The organism is Streptomyces sp. NPDC002324 (assembly GCF_053593335.1).
On the sequence record NZ_JBSFCF010000041.1, the window covers coordinates 22,228 to 41,275 of the forward strand.

A 19,048-nucleotide genomic window follows, 5' to 3' on the forward strand; every position below is an offset into this window, starting at 1 on the left:
CTCAGCCGGCCAGGCTGAAGCGTTCGAAGTGGATCTGCGGCTTGGGTACGTCCAGTTCGCGCAGGCTGCCCAGCACCGCGTTCATCATCGGCGGGGGCCCGCACAGGAACACGTCCCGGTCGGTGATGTCCGGCACCATGCGCCGCAGCTCGCCCGGCGTCAGCAGGTCGGGACTGACCGGGCCGGAGAGCAGGTGCAGTTCGGCGCCCTTGTCGAACGCGAGCTGCTGGAGCTCGCCGTAGAGGACCGCGTCCTGCTTCGCGCCCACCCGGTAGATGACCACGGCGTGGCCCTCGATCTCCTCCAGCAGGGCCCGGATGGGGGTGACGCCGACGCCGCCGGCGATGAGGACGGACTCCGGCCGGGTGCGGTGCATCGCGGTGAAGGCGCCGTACGGGCCCTCGGCGAAGACGCGGGTGCCGACCTTCACGTGGCGCAGGGAGGCGGAGCCCTCGCCGGCCGCCTTCGCGGTCAGCCGCAACTGCTTGCCGTCGGGCGCGGCCGACAGCGAGAAGGGGTTGGCCTGCCACCAGCGGTCCCGGGTCAGGAAGCGCCACAGGAAGAACTGGCCGGCCCGCGCGGGCATCCGGTCCAGATCACGGCCGCTCATGTAGATCGACACGACGTTGTCCGCCTCGGGGACGACGGCGGTGACCCGGAGCTGGTGACGCCAGTTGCGCCACAGCGGCAGCACCAGCCGGCCCAGGAACACGGAGGCAAGGGCCACGCCCCACAGCACGTACCAGTAGGCCGTCGCGGTCTTCGACGAGGCGAAGGACGTACCCGCCGTGACCTGGTGCGTGAAGGCCAGCACCACCGCGACGTAGGTGTAGAGGTGGATGAAGTGCCAGGTCTCGTAGGCCAGCCTGCGGCGGGCGAAGCGGGCCGAGACGACGCCGATCACCATGATGATGCCGAGCGCGACGATCGCGCGCAGTACGCCCTCGACGGTCTCGGCGAGGTCGACCAGCTGGCTGACCGGGTCCATGTCCGAGGACTGGGCGTACCCGAAGCTGATGAACGTGCCGTGCGCGACCAGCAGCCAGAGCACCGAGAACCCGGTCCAGCGGTGCCAGGAGGTCAGCCGGTCCATGCCGATACGCCGGTCGAACCACGGCAGCCGGGCCACCAGCAGCAGCTGGAAGGCCATCAGCAGCGCGCCGTACAGACCGGTGAGGCGGCCCAGCACGATGAGGGCGTTCGAGGCGAAGCCCCCCTGGACGAAGAAGAAGGTCACCAGGGCCACGTTCGCCGCCAGCACCGTGTACAGACCGGTGCGGGCGACCACCTTGGGGCGTGCTCCCGAGCGGCCGACCGCCGCGGGGGGTTGCTGGACAGTGGTCACGGGGACAGCTCCTTGATCAGGTGGGGATACGAGCTTCGCCGGTCCGCGCTGTCGTTTTCCTGTCGGACAACTTTCAAGTTTTTATCGATCGGCTTCCAAACCGTGAGCGGCTATGGCGTGAAGCGATCGGTGCCGCAGTATGAGGGCGTGGAAAAAGTGCGACTTCTCGTGGTGGACGACGACCCGCCGATCGCTGACCTGGTGGCGACCGTCGCCCGCTACGAGGGCTGGGACGCGGTCACGGCACACTCCGGTGAGGAGGCGCTCAGACAGGCGGCCGCGTTCCGTCCCGACATCGTGGTCCTGGACCTGATGCTGCCGGGCGTGGACGGATTCGGCGTGCTCGACCGGCTGCGCCAGTCCGGCACGATGGTGCCCGTGGTGTTCCTGACCGCCCGCGACGGCGTCGCCGACCGCGTGGCCGGCCTCACCCGGGGCGGCGACGACTACCTGGTCAAGCCCTTCGCCGTGGAGGAACTCATGGCCCGGCTGCGCACCGTGCTGCGCCGCAGCGCCGGGCCCGCCTTCCAGCGGTCCGTGCTCCTCGTCGCGGACCTGTCGATGGACGAGGACACCCGCGAGGTCCGGCGCGGCGACAAGCTGCTGACGCTCACCCCCACCGAGTACGAGGTCCTGCGCTACCTCATGCGCAAGTCCCCGACCGTCCTCACCAAGGCACAGATCCTCGACCACGTCTGGGAATACGGCTTCGGCGGCCGCTCCAACGTCGTGGAACTGGTCGTCAGCCGGCTGCGCCGCAAGCTCGACGACACCGGCGAACCCCTCATCCACACCGTCCGGGGCTTCGGCTACGTACTGCGGCAGGCCACGGAGTGATCGCCCGGCTCAGGCAGAGTTACCGCTCCACGCGCCTCGGCACCCGGCTGGCCCTCGGCCTCGGTGCCCTGGCGCTCGTCGTGTTCGCCGTCGTCGGCAACGCGCTGACCATGTACATGCGCGACTACCTCTCCGCACAGCTCACCGAACAGCTGAGGATCGCCCAGATCGCCCAGTCCAAGAGCATCGCGGACGACGGCACGCTCAAGGGCAAGAAGTACTGGGGCTGGTACTACGCGGTGTACGACACCTCGGGCGGCACCCCGGTGCTCCGCAAGCCCGAGGACCCCGCCGACCTCCCCAAGGACATCGAGGACTTCACCCTCGTGGCCAAGGCGCTCACCGTCGAGGGCACGGAGGTCACCCGCACCGAGCACCTCAGGGGCGCGGGCCAGTACCGGTTGCGGGCCTGCGAGGTCGAACCCGGCGTGGTCCTCGTCAGCGCCGCGCCGATGGAGGACATCGACGACACAGTGGCCCGGCTGATCACGGTCCAGGTCGTCACGTTCGCCCTCGCCCTGCTGGCGCTGGTGGTGTTCGGCCGGGCCATGCTGCGGCGCGGGCTGAAACCGCTGAGCGACATGGCGCACACCGCCCGCGGCATCACCTCGCACGACCTGACGGACTCGGCGCGGCTGCCGGTCCGCCACGACAGCCGCGACGGCGGCTTCGAGGTGGAGGAACTGCGCACCGCCTTCAACACCATGCTGGAGCACATCGACGACGCGCTCGCCGTCCGCACCGAGGCCGAACAGCGGCTGCGCCGCTTCGTCGCCGACGCCTCCCACGAACTGCGCACCCCGCTGATGTCGGTACGCGGCTACGCCGACCTCTTCCAGTACGCCGCCGCCCACAGCCCCGAGGAACGTGACAAGCACCTGGCCCGGCTGCGCGCCGAGGCAGCCCGCATGGGGTACCTGCTGGACGACCTGCTGATGCTCGCCCGCCTCGACGCCGCCGACGTGGAGACGCCGCTGCGGCTGGAGGAGGCCGACCTGGTACAGCTGGCGCTCCAGGCGGCGGACGCCTTCCGCGCGGGCCACCCCGGCCACCCGCTGACCGTGACGACCGGCTCCGACCCCGTACGCCTGCGCCTGGACCCCCTGCGACTGCGTCAGGTCCTCGACAACCTGCTCACCAACGCCGCCGTGCACACCCCGCGCGGCACGAAGGTCCGTCTGGAGGTGCGCGTCGGGTCCGGTACGGCCGAGGTGCGGATCACCGACTTCGGGCCCGGTATCCCGGCCGACGACCAGGAGCGGATCTTCGACCGCTTCTACCGCGTCGACAAGGCCCGCAGCCGTGACCGGGGCGGCAGCGGCCTCGGCCTCGCCGTGGCCCGCTCCCTGGTCCGCGCCCACGGCGGCACCATCACCCTGGCCGGCGAACCGGGCACGACGACGTTCACGGTGAGCCTGCCGACGGGGGACGCAGACGCGGCAGGCGCAGGCGCAGGCACAGCCGAAAGCGGCGACGGCGCCGGCGCGGGCAAGGCCAAGGGCAAGGCCAAGGCGTAGGGGGCGTTGACCGAGGAGAGCGGCCGGCTCGGGCCGCTCCTGCCCCGCCCCGCCCCGTCGCCTACGCTGACCGGCATGGGCAAGACGCTGCGGCAGGCCGCGCGAGCCACGCTCCACCTGGTCGTCGCCGCCGCGATGGCCTTCGGCCTGTACCTCTTCGTCACGGTGCTGCTGATCACCGCGGTCGCCACGCTGGCCGTGGTGGGCGCCTGGATGCTGCCCGAGACCGTGACGCTGATCCGCCGGATCGCCGGCGCGAAACGCCATCAGGCCGCCGCCTGGACCGGCCGGCCCGTCCCCGAGGCCTACCAGCCCATCGAGGGCACCCTCCGCGAACGCCTGCGCATCTCCGTCCGCGACCCCGGCACCCGCACCGACGCCCGCTGGATGCTCGCGTACTACGTCTACGGAGCCCTCCTCGCCCTCGCCGTACCCCTGTGGCCGCTGGGGCTGGTCGTCGACGGCGTGTGGTGCGGGCTGCTCCGCCGTGCCCCTCTCGTGCTGCCGTTGATCAGCCGTCTCGCCGACCTGGACGCCCACTGGTCCGAGGTCCTCCTCAGGCCTTCACCCAGGGCCCGCCTGGCGGAGAGGGTGGAGGCGCTGGCGGCGACCCGCGCCGACGCGATCGCCGCCCACGCCGCCGAACTCCGCCGTATCGAACGCGACCTGCACGACGGTGCCCAGGCCCGTCTGGTCTCGCTGTCCCTGCGGATCGGGCTGGCCCAGCGGGCGTACGACCGCGACCCGGAAGCCGCGCGTCGGCTCCTGCTCGACGCGCAGGAACAGGCCGAGGCCGCGCTGGCCGAACTGCGGCACGTCGTGCGCGGCATCCACCCGCCGATCCTCACCGACCGGGGACTCGCCGGGGCCGTGCGCGCCCTGGCGGCGAGCAGCGGGCTCGACGTCACCGTGGACGTGCACGGGCTGGAGGACGCCGACGGGCCGCGCCCGCCCGCCGCCGTGGAGGCGGCCGCCTACTTCGTCGTCGCCGAGGCCCTCACCAACGCGGCCAAGCACAGCGGCGGCGACCACGCCGAGGTCCGCCTCGCCCGCACGGCCCGGGGCGTCCGGGTCCTGGTGCGCGACGACGGCCGGGGCGGCGCCGACACGGCTTCCCCTCCGGATCGCCCGCAGGCGCCGGCCGAGGGCGTGCGGGTGGTGGGCGGATCCGGACTGCTCGGGATGCGGCGGCGGGTCGCCGCCCTGGACGGGCACACGTCCGTGACCAGCCCTGTCGGCGGTCCCACCGTGATCGAGGTCGAGCTGCCCTGCGTATGGTGAGCGAAACGGAATGATCGGCCTGCCCGACGACAGAGGTTGCGCGGCGGCCGGGGACAGAGGTGCAGCTGCCGTGCGCGTGGTGATCGCCGAGGACAACGCCCTGCTGAGAGAAGGCCTGGTCCTGCTCCTGACCTCGGCCGGGCACGAGGTGGCGGCCGTCGCGGGCAGCGGCCCCGAGGTCCTGCCCGCGCTGCTGGAACACCGCCCGGACGTCGCCGTCCTGGACGTCCGGATGCCGCCCGGCTTCCGCGACGAGGGACTGCGCGCCGCCCTGGAGGCCCGCCGGGCGCTCCCCGGCCTGCCGGTGCTGGTCCTCTCGCAGTACGTGGAGGAGTCGTACGCCGTCGAACTGCTCGGCGGGGGCGCGGGCGGGGTCGGCTATCTGCTCAAGGACCGGGTCGGCCGGGTCGACGAGTTCCTGGACGCCCTGGACCGGGTCGCGGCCGGCGGCACCGCGCTCGACCCCGAGGTGGTGACCGAACTGCTGACCCGCCGCCGGGACTCGCCGCTCGACTCGCTCACCCCGCGCGAGCGGGAGGTGCTGACGCTGATGGCCGAGGGACACGACAACGCCACCATCGCCAGGACCCTGGTCGTCACCGAACGCGCCGTCAGCAAGCACATCGGCAACGTCTTCCTGAAGCTCGGCCTCCCGACGGGCGACACCGGTCATCGCAGGGTTCTGGCCGTGCTGGCGTACCTGAACCACAGGTAGCCGGCCCCCGAGGCGGGCGGGGGAGAGGGAGCGCCGGTCGGGCCCGGCCCCGGAGGGCCCCGGGAACGACGACCCGGCCGGCGTCGGCCGACGGTCCCGGCCGGGGCGTGGCTCGTCAGACGGCGGCCCAGGCGTCGTCCACCGGCAGGACCACGCCGTTGACGAAGGCGGCCGCGTCGGAGGCGAGGAAGAGGATGGCGTCGGCCTGTTCCTCGGCCGTGCCGAGCCGGCCGATGTTCGCGCCGATCAGCCCGCCGATGACGGAGGGCCCGTGGGCCTGCCGGTCGGCGTCCACGTGGATGTTGGTCATCGTGGGGCCGGGGGCTATCGCGTTGGCCCGGATGCCCTGCTTGCGGTACATCACCGACAGGTTTTTCACCAGGCCGACGACTCCGTGCTTGGACGCGGTGTAGGCGGCACCGGCCGCGCTGCCGCGCAGTCCGGCCTCGGAGGCGGTGAAGACGATCGCTCCGCGCCCCGCCTCCAGCATGTGCGGCAGGGCGGCCCGGGTGAGCAGGAACGGCGCGGTCAGGTTGACCCGGACGACCCGCTCCCACTCGGCGTCGGTGACGTCCGCGAGGGCCGACATCCGGTCCATGATCCCGGCGTTGTTCACCAGGACGTCCAGCCCGCCGAAGGCCCTGACGGCCCGCGTGACGACCTCGTCCACGACCGTTTGCTCGCTGAGATCGCCGACCACCGGGAGGGCGGTGCCGCCGGCTGTCCCGATCGTCGCGACGGTCTCCTCGGCGGCCCCCTCGTCGAGGTCGGCGACCAGTACCTTCGCGCCCGCCGCGGCGAACTTCAGGGCCGCGGCCCGGCCGATGCCGGAACCGGCACCCGTGACGACGACACCGCGGCCGTCCAGACCGTTGTCGCTCATGAACTGTTCCTCTTTCGTCGGGCGGGCCGCTTGCCGGGCGGGGGATGTCCGCCCCGCGAACGGCCCACGATCAGTGGTCCGGTGGCTCGTCGCGTCCCGCGCGCGTGCGGGACGCGGAGGCGCGAGCGAGCGTCCCCGGACCCGGCGCCGTTCGGGGGGAGGTGATCGGCGACCGGGCCCGGGGACGGCGCCGGGCCCCGTCCCCACGGGTGCGGCGCGCCGGGTCCGATCCGCTCGAACGGGCCCGGCCCCAGGTCGCCCGCGGCCGGGAAGCCTCGGGCGACATCCTGTGAACGACGCCCGGCTCGGCGTCGTCTTGCTTGAGTTAGGCAAGCATATGCGGCTCGCTTGAGTCAATCGATCGAGCATGGCGGGATTGCTTGAGTTAGGCAACGAGAGGGGTAAGGTGGGGCCCATGTCCTCATCGCCGCCGACGGCCGGTTCCGCCTCCCCGGAAGTGATCGAGATCGAACGGGCTCTGACGCGGATCACCTATCTGAGCACCAGGGCCCGCCGGCACGAGCGACTGATGGCCCTCGCCGGAGTGCCGCTGGACCGGGCCGCCGTCGCCCTGCTGCGGCAGGTGGCCGACTCCGAACCGCTGCGCCCGGGGGAGCTGGCGGACCGGCTCGACGTCGAGGCCTCCCATGTCACCCGCCAGGTGCAGCGGTTGGAGAGGTCCGGCCACCTGACCCGTGTCGCCGATCCCGGCGATCGTCGCGCCCTGCGCGTCCGCCTGACCCCCGCCGGCCGGCAGGCCGTCGACCGCATTCGCGAGGCCGGCGCGATCGGCATGTGTCTGGCCCTCGCCGACTGGCCCCCGGACCAGATCCGTCAACTCGCCGCACTCGTCAACCGCCTGGTCGACGCGTTCCTGACCCACCCCGTCGACGAGGGCCACGGCCCCGGCACGGGATCGCCGGCCCCCGCCGCCGGTGATTCCCGGGCCGTGTCACGGTGACATGCCTCGCCCTCCGCGCCCCAAGAGGCCGTCGGGACCGCGCGAACAGCCACGACGAACGACGCTCCGCCCGCACAGCCACGACGAACAACGCTCCGCCCGAACAACCACGACGAACAACGCTCCGCCCGCACAGCGACACCCTGACGGCGATGAGGCGGGCAGGCGGACGGCGAGCAGGCGGTCGCCCCCTCCCGGAGCACGCCCTCCCCACGAAAGAGCCCGACACGGATGGTCTCGACCATGCACGGCAGTGCCAGTGACAAACCGTCGCTCCCCCGAGGTGCCGGCCAGCACGTCCTCGTCGTCGTGCACGACCCGGACGCGGCCGAACTCCTGTCCACGACCATGGAGTTGGCGGGATACCGGATCCATACGGCGCACACCGGCGCCGATGCCGTGCACCGGCTCAACGGCCGGCGCTTCGACCTCGTCGTGCTCGACCTGGCGCTCCCGGACCTGGAGGGTCTCGGCAGGGAACGCCGCCCCGTCGCCCACCGCCCACCCGTGCTGTTCCTGACGCAGTACGACTCCCTCGGCAGACTTCTCCCCGAAGTCGGGCTGGGGGACCAGGACTACGTCACCAAACCCTTCCGTATCGCCGAGGTGCTGGCCCGTGCCCAAGTCCTGTTGCGCGGCCGCGAACCCGTCCGCCGGGACGATGAACTGTCGTACGGCGACCTGGTCCTGGACGATCCCGCCTGTCAGGCCCTGCGCGCGGGGCGGGCGTTGAACCTCACCCCGGCGGAGTACCGCTTGCTGCGCCACCTCCTGGTGAACGCCCACACAGTGCTGTCGAAGGAGCAGATCGGCCGCTATGTGTGGGGCGACTTCCACGGCGACAACGCCATCGAGCAGCTCGTCTCCCGTCTCCGTCGCAAGGTGGACGGGGCGGGCCCGCCCCTGATCCACACCCGCCGGGGCTTCGGCTACTGGCTGGGCGGCGCGCATGGCCGGGAGTGCTGAACGAAGCCTTCATGGGCATCCCGAGAAGCAAACGCACCCTCACCGCGTCGGAAGATCCGACACTCCACACCATCGCCACAAGGGCGACGCCGGACCTCTCCGGCGTCGCCCTTGCGTGTTCCCGGCAGGCGCGCCCCGCTTCCTGTGTCTACGTCAACTGGTCTACGAGACAAGCTGTTTGGAGTCACACCCCGGGTCCAGACGGTCCGCCGGCGCGGCGCGCGATGTGATCCGGGCCACGTCAGCTTCCTGTCAGGCAACTGACGGCGAGCCGTCAGACCACTCTGTTTGCATGTGCTCATCGAGGCCTCGAAGCATCCCCCGGCGCTCCGCCCCACCGGAGCCCCCACCACCGAGGAGAGACCATGGCCGACACACTGACCGACGCCGCGTCCGGCCCGCACGGGCAGCTTCCCGACCACCCGATGCCCAGGGCGTCGGCCTGCCCCCTCGCACCGCCCCCGGCAGCGGCCGGGCTGCGCGGCGACCGGCCGATCACCCGGGTGCGGATCTGGAACGGCAGCACCCCGTGGCTGATCACCCGCCACGCCGACCAGCGGACCCTGCTCACGGACCCGCGTGTCAGCAACGACGACCACGAGCCCGACTTCCCCCACGTCAACGCCCACCGGGCGGCGATCGCCCCGCACACCCCGAAGCTGATCACCAACACGGACGCGCCGGAACACACCCGACTGCGCCGCTCGGTCAACGCGCCCTTCCTGGTCAAGCGGATCGAGGCGATGCGCCCGGCCGTGCAGAGAATCGTCGACGACCTGATCGACGCCATGCTGGCCGGTCCCAACCCGGCCGACCTGCTCACCGCCCTGGCCCTGCCGGTGCCCTCACTGGTCATCGCCGAACTGCTCGGCGTGCCCTACGAGGACCACCACTTCTTCCAGGAGCACAGCAACCGCGTCCTCGACAACTCCCTCACCGCCGAGGAGGCCCAGGAGTCCAGCCGTGCCCTCGCCGGCTATCTGGACGCCCTGTTCCGCACCAAGCTCGAACAGCCGGGCGACGACGTGCTGTCCGAGATGGGCGCCCGCGTCAAGACGGGGGAGATGACCCGTCAGGAGGCCGTCAGCATGGGCGTGGCCATGCTGATCGCCGGGCACGAGACCACGGCCACGATGATCAGCCTCGGCACGCTCGCCCTGTTCGAGCACCCGGACCAGCTGGCCGTGCTGCGGGACACCGAGGACCCGAAGGTCGTCGCGGGCGCCGTCGACGAACTGCTGCGCTATCTGTCCATCGTCCACTCGGGCCTGCGCCGGGTCGCCAAGGACGACATCGAGATCGGCGGCCAGGTCATCCGCAAGGGCGACGGCATCCTCTTCGACCTCCAGACCGCCAACTGGGACCCGGCCGCCTTCCCCGAGGCCGACCGACTCGACCTCGCCCGCCCCGCCCGTCAGCACAACGCCTTCGGCTACGGCCCCCACCAGTGCCTCGGCCAGAACCTGGCCCGCCTCGAACTCCAGGTCGTCTACGGCACCCTCTACCGCCGCGTCCCCACCCTCCGCCCGGCCGCCCCGATGGAGCAGCTGGCCTTCAACCACACCGGCACCACGTACGGCGTGAAGTGCCTGCCGGTCGCCTGGTGACACCCCCCATGCCCGCACCAGCACCAGAGACAGAGGAGCGACCCATGCGTGTGGAACTCGACGAGCCGAAGTGCGTGGCCTCCGGCCAGTGCGTGATGGCCTCCCCCGAGGTGTTCGACCAGCGGGACGACGACGGTGTCGCGATCCTGCTGGTGGAGCACCCCGCCGACGACCTCATGGACGGCGTGCGGGAGGCCGTCGCCATCTGCCCCGCCGCCGCCCTCCGCCTGGTGGACCTGTGAGGCGGACGGTGGTCGTGGGCGCCTCGGCCGCCGGACTCGCGGCGGCCGAGACGTTGCGCCGCGAGGGCTACGACGGCACGCTCACCCTCGTCGGCGACGAACCCCACGCCCCCTACGACCGGCCCCCGTTGTCCAAACAGCTCCTCGCGGCGGAGTGGGACACCGACCGGCTGGCCCTGCGCCCCCCGGCCCACCTCGACGGGCTCGACCTGGACCTGCGCCTCGGGACCGCCGCGACCGGCCTCGACCTGGAGGAGCGCCGGGTACGGCTCGCCGACGGCGACACGGTGCCGTACGACGGTCTGGTCATCGCCACCGGCGTACGGCCGCGGCGGCTGCCCGGTGCGGACGCGCACGTGCTGCGCACCCTGGACGACGCGCTGACCCTGCGGGAGCGGCTGACACCGGGGACGCGGCTGGTCGTGGTCGGCGCCGGGTTCCTCGGCGCGGAGGCCGCCGCCGTCGCCGGGCGGCTCGGTGTGCAGGTCACCCTGCTGGAACCGGCGCCGGTGCCACTGGCGCACGTGGTTGGCGGGGAGGTCGGCGCGGTGCTGTCCCGGGCCCACCTCGACCACGGCGTGGACCTGCGCACCGGGGTCACCGTCACCGAGGTGACCGAGGACGGGGTGCGGCTCGCGGACGGCGCGACGGTCGAGGCCGACGAGGTGCTGGTCGCGATCGGCTCGCTGCCCAACACCGAGTGGCTCGCGGACAGCGGCCTGGCCGTCGGCGACGGCGTGCTGTGCGACCGGTACTGCGAGGCCGCGCCGAACGTGTACGCGGCCGGTGACGTGGCCCGCTGGCACAACCCGCTGTTCGGCACCTCGATGCGCGTCGAGCACCGTACGAACGCCGCCGAGCAGGGCATGGCGGCCGCCCGCAACCTGCTCCGGCCCGAGGAGCGCCGGCCCTTCGCGCCGGTGCCGTACTTCTGGTCCGACCAGTACGACATGAAGGTCCAGGCCTACGGCCGTCCGCGCGGCCACGACGAGGTCGCGGTCGTGGAAGGGGACCTGGCCGAACGGCGGTTCGTGGCCGTCTACCGCACCGGCGACCGGGTCACCGGCGCCCTCGCGGTCGGCATGCCGCCCAAGGCGATCCGGCGGTGGCGGCAGGCCGTCGCCTCCGGCGCGCCGTGGCACACGGCGCTGCCCGACGCGCGTCCGGCAGCGGCGGCTCCACCGACGGCGTGACGTCGTCACCGAAGGCGTGACGTCGTCACCGGAGGCGAGCGGCGCGGGCCGTACCGGCGGAGACGGCCGCTGCCGCGGCATTCCCAGCCGGCCCCGAAGCGCGTTACATCAACGGCACGGACCTTCTCGTCGACGGCGGACAGGCCGCCCGGCCCGGGCGCCACCGCCCGGCCCGACATCTCCGCCCACTCGCCCCACCGCAGCGACGCGCACCCACCTCTGACGCACCAGGACCGCAGAGAGGACACCGATGTCCACCCCCCACACCCCGTCCGACCCCCTCTCCCTCGACCCGCGGGAGCTGGGCTTCGACCCCGAAGCCCTCCGCGCCCGCTACCGGGCCGAGCGCGAACGCCGCATCCGGCCCGACGGCGGCGCGCAGTACCAGCGGATCGCCGGCGAGTTCGTCTCCTACGACGACGACCCGTACGCCGACCAGGAGTTCACCCGTGACCCGCTGCACGACCGGGTCGAGGCGGTCGTCGTCGGCGGCGGCTTCGGCGGGCTGCTCGCCGGGGCCCGGCTGCGGCAGGCGGGCGTCGAGTCGATCCGGATCATCGAGAAGGGCGGCGACTTCGGCGGCACCTGGTACTGGAACCGCTACCCCGGCATCCACTGCGACATCGAGTCGTACATCTATCTGCCGCTGCTCGAAGAGCTGGGCTACGTCCCGAGGTGGAAGTACGCGCCGGGCGAGGGGATCCGCCGGCACACCCGCGCCATCGGCCGCCACTTCGACCTCTACCGCGACGCCTGCTTCCAGACGGTCGCCACCGAACTGCGCTGGGACGACACCGAGTTGGAGTGGATCGTGGCCACCGACCGCGGCGACCGCGTCCGGGCCCGCTACGTCGTCGTCTCCAGCGGCACGCTCAGCCAGCCGAAGCTGCCCGGCATCCCCGGCATCGAGACCTTCCAGGGCCACACCTTCCACACCAGCCGCTGGGACTACGACTACACCGGCGGCGACGCGAACGGTGGCCTGACCGGGCTCGCCGACAAGCGGGTGGCCGTCATCGGCACCGGCGCCACCGCCATCCAGGTCGTCCCCCACCTCGGGGCCGACGCGGCGCACGTGTACGTCTTCCAGCGCACCCCCTCCACCGTCGACGTACGCGGAAACGGCCCCACGGACCCGGAGTGGGTGAAGACGCTCACCCCCGGCTGGCAGGGGCGGCGCAGGGACAACTTCCTCAGGACCGTCACCGGCGTCCGGGCCGGGATGGACCTGGTGAACGACGCCTGGACCAGCAGCGCCCGCCTCCAGGAGAAGCTCATCCCGACCGACGCGTACGCGGACGTACCGGCGGAGGAGCGTGAACGGGCGTACGAGATCGCCGACTTCCAGAAGATGAACGAGCTGCGCGACCGTGTGGCGGCGATCGTCGAGGACCCGGAGACCGCCGAGAAGCTGAAGCCCTGGTACCGCTACATGTGCAAGCGGCCCACCTTCAGCGACCAGTACCTGCAGACCTTCAACCGGCCCAACGTCACCCTCGTCGACACGGCCGACACCCACGGGGTCGAGCGGATCACCGAACGGGCCGTGGTGGTCGGCGGGGTCGAGTACGAGGTGGACTGCGTCATCTTCGCCACCGGTTTCGAGGTCGGTGTCTCGGGCCTGCTGTCCGGTCGGCTCCCGGCGTACGGCCGGGGCGGCGTCGGTCTGCTGGAGACCTGGACGACGGCCGGGCCCAGGACCCTCCACGGCTTCTACAGCCACGGCTTCCCCAACCTCTTCCAGCTCGGCCCCCTGCAGAACGCCAGCGCCGTCAACTACGTCCACATCCTCGACCAGCAGTCGATCCACGTCGGCGAGGTCGTCGCCGAGGCCCGCAGGCGCGGAGTCCGGTACGTCGAACCGACCGCCGAGGCCGAGACCGCCTGGGTCGCCACCATCCGCGAGAAGGCCGCCGACCTGTACCGGTTCCAGGCGGAGTGCACCCCCGGCTACTACAACAACGAGGGCCGGCCCCGGCAGCGCAGCGAGTCGTACGGCGACGGACCGGTCGCCTTCCACGAACTGCTCCGCCGCTGGCGCGCCGACGGCGGCATGGACGACGTGCTCGTGGGTGCCGAGTGAGAAGGGCCCACGAGGACATGACGGCTCCGGGAACGGAACCGGGCGCGGGGCCCAACCGGTACGACGAGAGCGGCGCACTCCGTACCACCGGCCCCCGGTGGCGGGCGCGGCGGCTCAACCCGCCCAACCCGCTGTGGGGTTCCAACGGGGTCGCCTTCGGCCCCGACGGGCGGCTGTACGTCGCGCAGTTCCTCGCCGGGCAGATCGGCGCCGTCGACCCGGCCACGGGGGACGTGGACGTCGTCGTCCCGATGGACGGTCCGGTGCAGTCGCCGGACGATCTCGCCTTCGGCACGGACGGCTCGATGTACATAGCCGACCTGGTGCCGGGCCGGGTGTGGCGCCGGAGCCCGGCGGGGGAGTACCACCTCGTCTCCGAGGACGTCACGAACCCCAACGGCATCACCTGTGTCGGCGACCGTCTCTTCGTCAACGAGATGAAGCCGGGCGGCCGGCTGATGGAGCTGTTCCCGGACGGCGGCGACCCGGTCGTCCTCACGGACGGTCTGGCCCTGGGCAACGCGATGCAGCTCGGCCCGGACGGACACCTGTACTACCCGCACATGCTCACCGGTCAGGTCTGGCGGATCCCGCCGGACGGCGGGACGCCCGAGGTGGTCGCCGAGGACGTGCACGAGCCGGTCGCCGTCCGCTTCGACCGGGGCGGTGTCCTGCACGTCCTCTCCCGGGGCGTCGAGGGCATCGTCACCCGCGTCGACCTGCACGGCGGCGGCGGTCGCACACGCGTCACCAGCGGGCTGAAAGGCCTCGACAACGCGGCCTTCGACACCGAGAACCGCATGTTCGTCTCCAGCTACGCCAGCGGCGGCATCACGGAGCTGCATCCCGACGGCCGCACCCGGGAGATCGTGCGCCGGGGCTTCGACGGCCCCTACGGCGTGACGGTCGACCTCGGCGGTACGGTCCACGCCGCCGACCACTACCGCCTGGCGAGCCCGGCGACCGCCGACGAGGGCGAGCCGCTCGGCCCGTCCCCGCAGGCGGGGCCGGGCGGAGTGCGGACCCACCTCCTGCTCCCCTTCGCCCACGGCATCACCGCCGACGGCGAACTGCTGCACCACACCTCGCAGTTCGGCACGGTGCGGACCTACGACACCACCACGGGGGAGATCCGGGAACGGGCACGGGGGCTGAACCGTCCCCTCGGTATCGCGGTCCGGCCCGACGGTGCGCTCGTGGTCGCGGAGACGGGCGCGGGCCGGGTCCTCGTCATCGGGGACGAGGACGGATCCGGCGCCGGCTCGGTGACTGTCCTCGCGGAGGGTCTCGACCAGCCCACGGACGTGGTCCTCGACGCGGAGGGCCGGCTCTACGTCAGCGAGGAACGGCTCGGCGCGGTGCTCCGGGTCGGGGCGGACGGCGGGACGGCCGTCGTGGTGGACGGGCTCGGCGCCCCGCAGGGCCTGACGGTCCTCGGCGCGGAACTGTTCGTGGTGGAGACCGGGCACCGCAGGCTGCGGTCGGTCCGTCTCACCACGGGGGAGTCGCGGATCGAGCTGGAGGAACTGCCCGTCGGGCCGCCCCCGGGCGTCGTCCCCCGCACGGAACCGGCCCTGTTCGCGGACATCATGCCCGGCGTGGCCCGCCGCTTCGCGGGCCTCGCGACCGCCCCGGACGGCACCCTCCTGCTGTCGGCCGATGGCGAGGGCACGGTCCTGCGGCTGACACCGAGGCAGGAGGACCGGCCCGAGGGATAGGCACCGTCGTCCCCACGCGCCCCCACCGCCCGCTGTCAGGGGAGGAATCAAGGGAGGAATCAGAGGGAGAACGCCCGCCGCACCTGTTCCGCGATCAGTGGATACACCTCGCGGGCCCTGGCCTCGTCGCTGGTGTCGTAGCCGTGGTCGGCGCCGGTCACGTCGTGGTGGCCCACGAGGGACCCGGCCGTGCGCAGCCGGTCCGCGTAGGCCACGCCCTCGGCCTTGAGGAGGTCGTACTCGGCGGTGACGACGAAGGCCGGCGCGATGCCCCGGAGGTCGGCGGTGTCCGAGGGGTGCGCGGGCGAGACCAGACGGTCGGCGCGCATCGTGGGGTCCGGGATGTACGAGCTGTCGAACACGTCCGCCATCCACGGGCGCAGCAGGGGTTTGGCGATGGCGGCCCGCTTGTCGCGGGCGGCGGTCGCGAGGTCGAGCGGCGGATAGTGCAGGACCTGGAGGGCGATCGCGGGGCCGCCCTCCTCCAGCGCCTGGCGGGCCACCGCCGCCGCGAGGCCGCCGCCCGCGCTCTGGCCGCCCACGGAGAGCCGGCGGCCGTCCCAGCCGTGCTCGCCCCCGTGCCCGGCGGCCCACCGGACCACCTCGAACGCCTGGCGGGGCGCCGCCGGGAACGGGTGCTGGGGAGCGACCACGTAGTCCACGTTGAGCACGGCCACACCCGCCTCGGCGGCCAGACACCGGCACAGCGCGTCGTCCAGCTCGATCTGCGGCATGACGTATCCGCCGCCGTGGAAGTTGACGTGGACCGGCGGGGGAGGGGCGCCCTCGGCACCGGCGGGTGCGTACAGCACGGCGCGGGCCGGGCCGTACGCGGTCGGTATCGTCAACTCGCGGGTGGCGCAGGCGTACTCGGGCAGTCGGGCGAGCCAGGCGGCACGGGACCCGGGCCCGGCGGCCCGGCGGGCTGCCACACCCGCGAGACGTTGCATCGCCTTGGCCGCGAGGGCGGCCACCGCCGGACGGGCGAGAAGGGACATGGGGACTCCGTTCGGAACACGGGGGCTACCCGGGCGATCAATTTACTTGAGTTAGGCAACAAGATGGTAAAGTAGGGCTCATGTCCCCCTCACCGCCACCCTCCGACCCCGCTTCCCCGGAAGTGATCGAGATCGAGCGAGCCCTCACGCGCATCACCTACCTCAGCACCCGGGCCCGGGCGCACGAGCGTCTGATGAGCCTGGCCGGGGTGCCGCTCGACCGCGCCGCCGTGGCCCTGCTGCGGCAGATCGCCGATTCCGAGCCGTTGCGGCCGGGGGAGCTGGCCAACCGCCTCGGGGTCGAGGCCTCGCACGTCACCCGCCAGGTCCAGCAGCTTCTGAAGGCCGGTTACGTCACCCGCGTACCCGACCCGGACGACCGGCGCGCCCAGCGCATCGAGCTGACGGCGGTCGGCAGGCAGGCGATCGGCCGTATCCGCGAGGCGGGTGTGCGCGGGATGCAGATGGCGCTGTCCGAGTGGTCGCCCGAGGAGCTTCGGCAGTTGGCGGGACTCTTCCACCGGATGGTGGACGACTTCCTCACCCACGCCAATGACGTGGTTCAGGGGGACTGACGGGGTGTTCGGGTGCGGGTCCGATGGGGGCTTCTGATTCTCCGCGGGCCCGCACCCGGCACTCAACCGGCGTAACCGAGCTGCTTCCTGATGTACGGCGTCATCAGCGTCTTCGCCTTCGCCAGCGTGGACGTACGGCCCCCGAGCACCGCCGTCTCACCCCCCGGCACCGGCAGGAGCGTGATTCCGTCGGCCGGACCGAGCGGCACGATCATCGGAGTCCGCCGGATCGGCCGGTACAGCCGCGGCTCCTTGCGATGCCTGCCCGAACTCCCCAGATACGCACGGATGTTGTGCGCGGCGATGTCCGCCTGGGCGAACGCGACGGGGGACACCTTCAGCTCGCTGGCGTCGTTCACGTCACCGACCGCGAACACGTCGAGGCGCCCCTCGACGCGGAGCGTCCGGTCCACCTTGACCTGCCCCGCCGGGTTGAGCCAGTCCCCGTGCCCGGCCAGCCGTAGCCAGAGCGTGTTCGGCGTGGTTCCGTTGGCCCAGAACGACAGGTCGGCCTCGATGAGGTTGCCCCGCCCGTCCCGGTAGGTGCCGAAGTCGGGCCCGGGCGAGACGAACGAGTCGAGCCGCACCTCCACGTCGTGTGCCTCCAGCCACGCCAGGGCCCGCCGTCCGGCCCACTTGCTGCCGGTGGAGCTGAGCAGTTCGGACCCGGCGTGCGCGAGGGTGACCCGCGCGTCCGGCCGGGCCAGCCGGATCTCGGCGGCGAGTTCCACGCCGCCCGGCCCGCCGCCGACGATCAGGACGTGCTCGGCGGCGGCCACGCTCTCCTGGTGCGCGGTGAACGTCTTGCCCGCCTCCTCGGTGGTGGTGCCCAGGAAGCGGGCCGGCTCCGGGTAGTCCGCCCCGGTCGCGATCACCACCACGTCGTACGGCAGCCGCTCACCCGTCGAGAGGGCCACCTGCCGCTCGCCGGTGTCGATGCCGACCGCCTTGCCCGTCACGACACGGCCGTTGCGCAGCAGCCTGTCGTACGGGATGAAGGGTGTCGTCGTCCAGGCCTCGTGCACGCCCGCGCGCAGTGCGGCGATGCGGTGGAAGAAGACCTCCTTGCGGTCCACGAGGGTGACCCGTGCGACCTCGTCCAGCTGTTTGGCGAGGCGGATGCCCCCGTATCCGCCGCCGATCACGATGATTTCGCCGTCAGGCACGCCGATTCTCCTGTGCTGTGTGGGGGGAGAGGCGACGAGCGTAACGTTTGAAACATCAAGTTGCTGGCGGAGTTCGTGTTTGTTGTGTGAAGCGACAACGGACGACACGAGTCATCTGCTGCCTAGGCTGGGGCCGTGACCGACAACCACCGGCCCCTCGCCGTTTTCGACCTGGACAACACCCTCGCCGACACCGCGCACCGGCAGCGGTACCTGGAACGGAAGCCGCGTGACTGGGACGCGTTCTTCGCCGCTGCCCCGCAGGATCCGCCACTGGCCGAAGGGGTCGCGCTGGCGCGGGAGAGCGCACGGGAGTGCGAGGTGCTGTACCTGACGGGGCGGCCCGAGCGCTGCCGCCGCGACACCGTCGACTGGCTCGCCGCACACGGTCTGCCCGAGGGGCGGATCCGGATGCGCCGCGACAACGACCGCAGGCCCGCCCGCCGCACCAAGCTGGAGATCCTCCGTGACCTCGCCCGGACCCGCGAGATCCGCGTCCTCGTGGACGACGACGAACTCGTCTGCGAGGACGCGGAACGGGCGGGCTTCACGGTCGTACGGGCGCGCTGGGCCGCCGCCTCCGCCGCACTGAAGACGGCGCAGGAGCGGGAGGGGCGGACCTGAGCGCGGGCCCGAACCGGCCGGTCAGTCCGTGTCGTCCAGCCGGAAACCCACCTTCAGGCCGACCTGGTAGTGCGCGATCTGCCCGTCCTCGATGTGTCCGCGGACCTGCGTCACCTCGAACCAGTCCAGGTTGCGCAGGGTCTGGGCGGCGCGGGCGACGCCGTTGCGGATGGCGTGGTCGACGCTCTCGTCCGAACTGCCGACGATCTCGGTGACCCGGTAAACGTGGTCGGTCATACGGGTTCTCCTTGTCACGTGCTCCGCCGTGGCCGGTGCGCCACACGCCATTCCACGGTGCCTCAGGCTCCGCCGGTTCGCGAGAGATGCGGGGCGGAGG

Annotated in this window: 18 protein-coding genes; 13 read left to right on the forward strand and 5 right to left on the reverse strand. The window is 72.3% G+C overall.

Going from position 1 to position 19,048, the window contains the following annotated elements; genetic code table 11:
- Position 1 precedes the first annotated feature (1 nt).
- Positions 2-1,345 (reverse strand): ferredoxin reductase family protein, encoded by a 1,344-nt coding sequence (locus ACWCRJ_RS36425; RefSeq protein WP_450943293.1) that lies wholly within the window; start codon positions 1,343-1,345, stop codon positions 2-4.
- 147 nt (positions 1,346-1,492) lie between these two features.
- On the opposite strand from ACWCRJ_RS36425, the gene ACWCRJ_RS36430 reads away from it, so the two are divergent.
- The 4 genes from ACWCRJ_RS36430 to ACWCRJ_RS36445 all read left to right on the forward strand — a co-directional run bounded on the left by ACWCRJ_RS36430 (position 1,493) and on the right by ACWCRJ_RS36445 (position 5,695).
- A complete protein-coding gene (locus ACWCRJ_RS36430; protein ID WP_450943294.1) occupies positions 1,493-2,182 on the forward strand; it encodes a response regulator transcription factor in 690 nt (229 codons plus the stop codon).
- On the forward strand, positions 2,179-3,699 hold the full coding sequence (locus tag ACWCRJ_RS36435) for a sensor histidine kinase (RefSeq protein ID WP_450943295.1): 1,521 nt from the start codon (positions 2,179-2,181) through the stop codon (positions 3,697-3,699). The genes ACWCRJ_RS36430 and ACWCRJ_RS36435 overlap by 4 nt, the downstream gene beginning before the upstream one ends.
- Before the next feature lie 75 nt (positions 3,700-3,774).
- A complete protein-coding gene (locus ACWCRJ_RS36440; protein ID WP_450943296.1) occupies positions 3,775-4,980 on the forward strand; it encodes a histidine kinase in 1,206 nt (401 codons plus the stop codon).
- A gap of 70 nt (positions 4,981-5,050) precedes the next feature.
- On the forward strand, positions 5,051-5,695 hold the full coding sequence (locus ACWCRJ_RS36445) for a response regulator transcription factor (RefSeq protein ID WP_450943297.1): 645 nt from the start codon (positions 5,051-5,053) through the stop codon (positions 5,693-5,695).
- 115 nt (positions 5,696-5,810) lie between these two features.
- Here ACWCRJ_RS36445 and ACWCRJ_RS36450 read toward each other — a convergent pair whose 3' ends face one another.
- Positions 5,811-6,578, reverse strand: a complete 768-nt coding sequence (locus ACWCRJ_RS36450) for an SDR family NAD(P)-dependent oxidoreductase (RefSeq protein WP_450943298.1) — start codon at positions 6,576-6,578, stop codon at positions 5,811-5,813.
- 415 nt (positions 6,579-6,993) lie between these two features.
- Between ACWCRJ_RS36450 and ACWCRJ_RS36455 the strand changes: the two genes are divergently transcribed.
- The 7 genes from ACWCRJ_RS36455 (at position 6,994) to ACWCRJ_RS36485 (ending at position 15,348) form a co-directional block, all read left to right on the forward strand.
- Positions 6,994-7,539: a MarR family winged helix-turn-helix transcriptional regulator gene (locus ACWCRJ_RS36455; protein WP_450943299.1), complete on the forward strand. Its 546-nt coding sequence runs from the start codon at positions 6,994-6,996 to the stop codon at positions 7,537-7,539.
- A 243-nt stretch (positions 7,540-7,782) separates the two neighbouring features.
- Positions 7,783-8,505 (forward strand): response regulator transcription factor, encoded by a 723-nt coding sequence (locus ACWCRJ_RS36460; protein ID WP_450943341.1) that lies wholly within the window; start codon positions 7,783-7,785, stop codon positions 8,503-8,505.
- A 365-nt stretch (positions 8,506-8,870) separates the two neighbouring features.
- The gene (locus ACWCRJ_RS36465; protein WP_450943300.1) at positions 8,871-10,112 is read left to right on the forward strand and encodes a cytochrome P450; all 1,242 of its coding nucleotides are present in this window, start codon (positions 8,871-8,873) and stop codon (positions 10,110-10,112) included.
- Positions 10,113-10,156: 44 nt separating this feature from the next.
- Positions 10,157-10,354: a ferredoxin gene (locus ACWCRJ_RS36470; RefSeq protein ID WP_450943301.1), complete on the forward strand. Its 198-nt coding sequence runs from the start codon at positions 10,157-10,159 to the stop codon at positions 10,352-10,354.
- On the forward strand, positions 10,351-11,547 hold the full coding sequence (locus tag ACWCRJ_RS36475; protein WP_450943302.1) for an NAD(P)/FAD-dependent oxidoreductase: 1,197 nt from the start codon (positions 10,351-10,353) through the stop codon (positions 11,545-11,547). Before ACWCRJ_RS36470 ends, ACWCRJ_RS36475 begins: the two co-directional genes overlap by 4 nt.
- 250 nt (positions 11,548-11,797) lie before the next feature.
- The gene (locus ACWCRJ_RS36480) at positions 11,798-13,630 is read left to right on the forward strand and encodes a flavin-containing monooxygenase (RefSeq protein ID WP_450943303.1); all 1,833 of its coding nucleotides are present in this window, start codon (positions 11,798-11,800) and stop codon (positions 13,628-13,630) included.
- Between the two features lie 17 nt (positions 13,631-13,647).
- A complete protein-coding gene (locus tag ACWCRJ_RS36485) occupies positions 13,648-15,348 on the forward strand; it encodes a hypothetical protein (protein ID WP_450943304.1) in 1,701 nt (566 codons plus the stop codon).
- A gap of 59 nt (positions 15,349-15,407) precedes the next feature.
- Here the strand turns inward: ACWCRJ_RS36485 and ACWCRJ_RS36490 are convergent, their stop codons facing one another.
- Entirely contained in the window at positions 15,408-16,346 is a 939-nt protein-coding gene (locus tag ACWCRJ_RS36490) for an alpha/beta hydrolase (RefSeq protein ID WP_450943305.1), read from the reverse strand.
- Between the two features lie 80 nt (positions 16,347-16,426).
- Between ACWCRJ_RS36490 and ACWCRJ_RS36495 the strand changes: the two genes are divergently transcribed.
- Positions 16,427-16,921 (forward strand): MarR family winged helix-turn-helix transcriptional regulator, encoded by a 495-nt coding sequence (locus ACWCRJ_RS36495; protein ID WP_450943306.1) that lies wholly within the window; start codon positions 16,427-16,429, stop codon positions 16,919-16,921.
- Positions 16,922-16,983: 62 nt separating this feature from the next.
- On the opposite strand, the gene ACWCRJ_RS36500 is transcribed toward ACWCRJ_RS36495, so the two are convergent.
- Positions 16,984-18,087, reverse strand: a complete 1,104-nt coding sequence (locus tag ACWCRJ_RS36500) for an NAD(P)/FAD-dependent oxidoreductase (RefSeq protein ID WP_450943307.1) — start codon at positions 18,085-18,087, stop codon at positions 16,984-16,986.
- Positions 18,088-18,222: 135 nt separating this feature from the next.
- Here ACWCRJ_RS36500 and ACWCRJ_RS36505 point away from each other — a divergent pair, with 135 nt between their 5' ends.
- Positions 18,223-18,711, forward strand: a complete 489-nt coding sequence (locus ACWCRJ_RS36505) for a phosphatase domain-containing protein (RefSeq protein ID WP_450943308.1) — start codon at positions 18,223-18,225, stop codon at positions 18,709-18,711.
- Between the two features lie 21 nt (positions 18,712-18,732).
- Here ACWCRJ_RS36505 and ACWCRJ_RS36510 read toward each other — a convergent pair whose 3' ends face one another.
- Positions 18,733-18,948: a dodecin gene (locus ACWCRJ_RS36510; protein WP_450943309.1), complete on the reverse strand. Its 216-nt coding sequence runs from the start codon at positions 18,946-18,948 to the stop codon at positions 18,733-18,735.
- Positions 18,949-19,048: the final 100 nt, after the last annotated feature.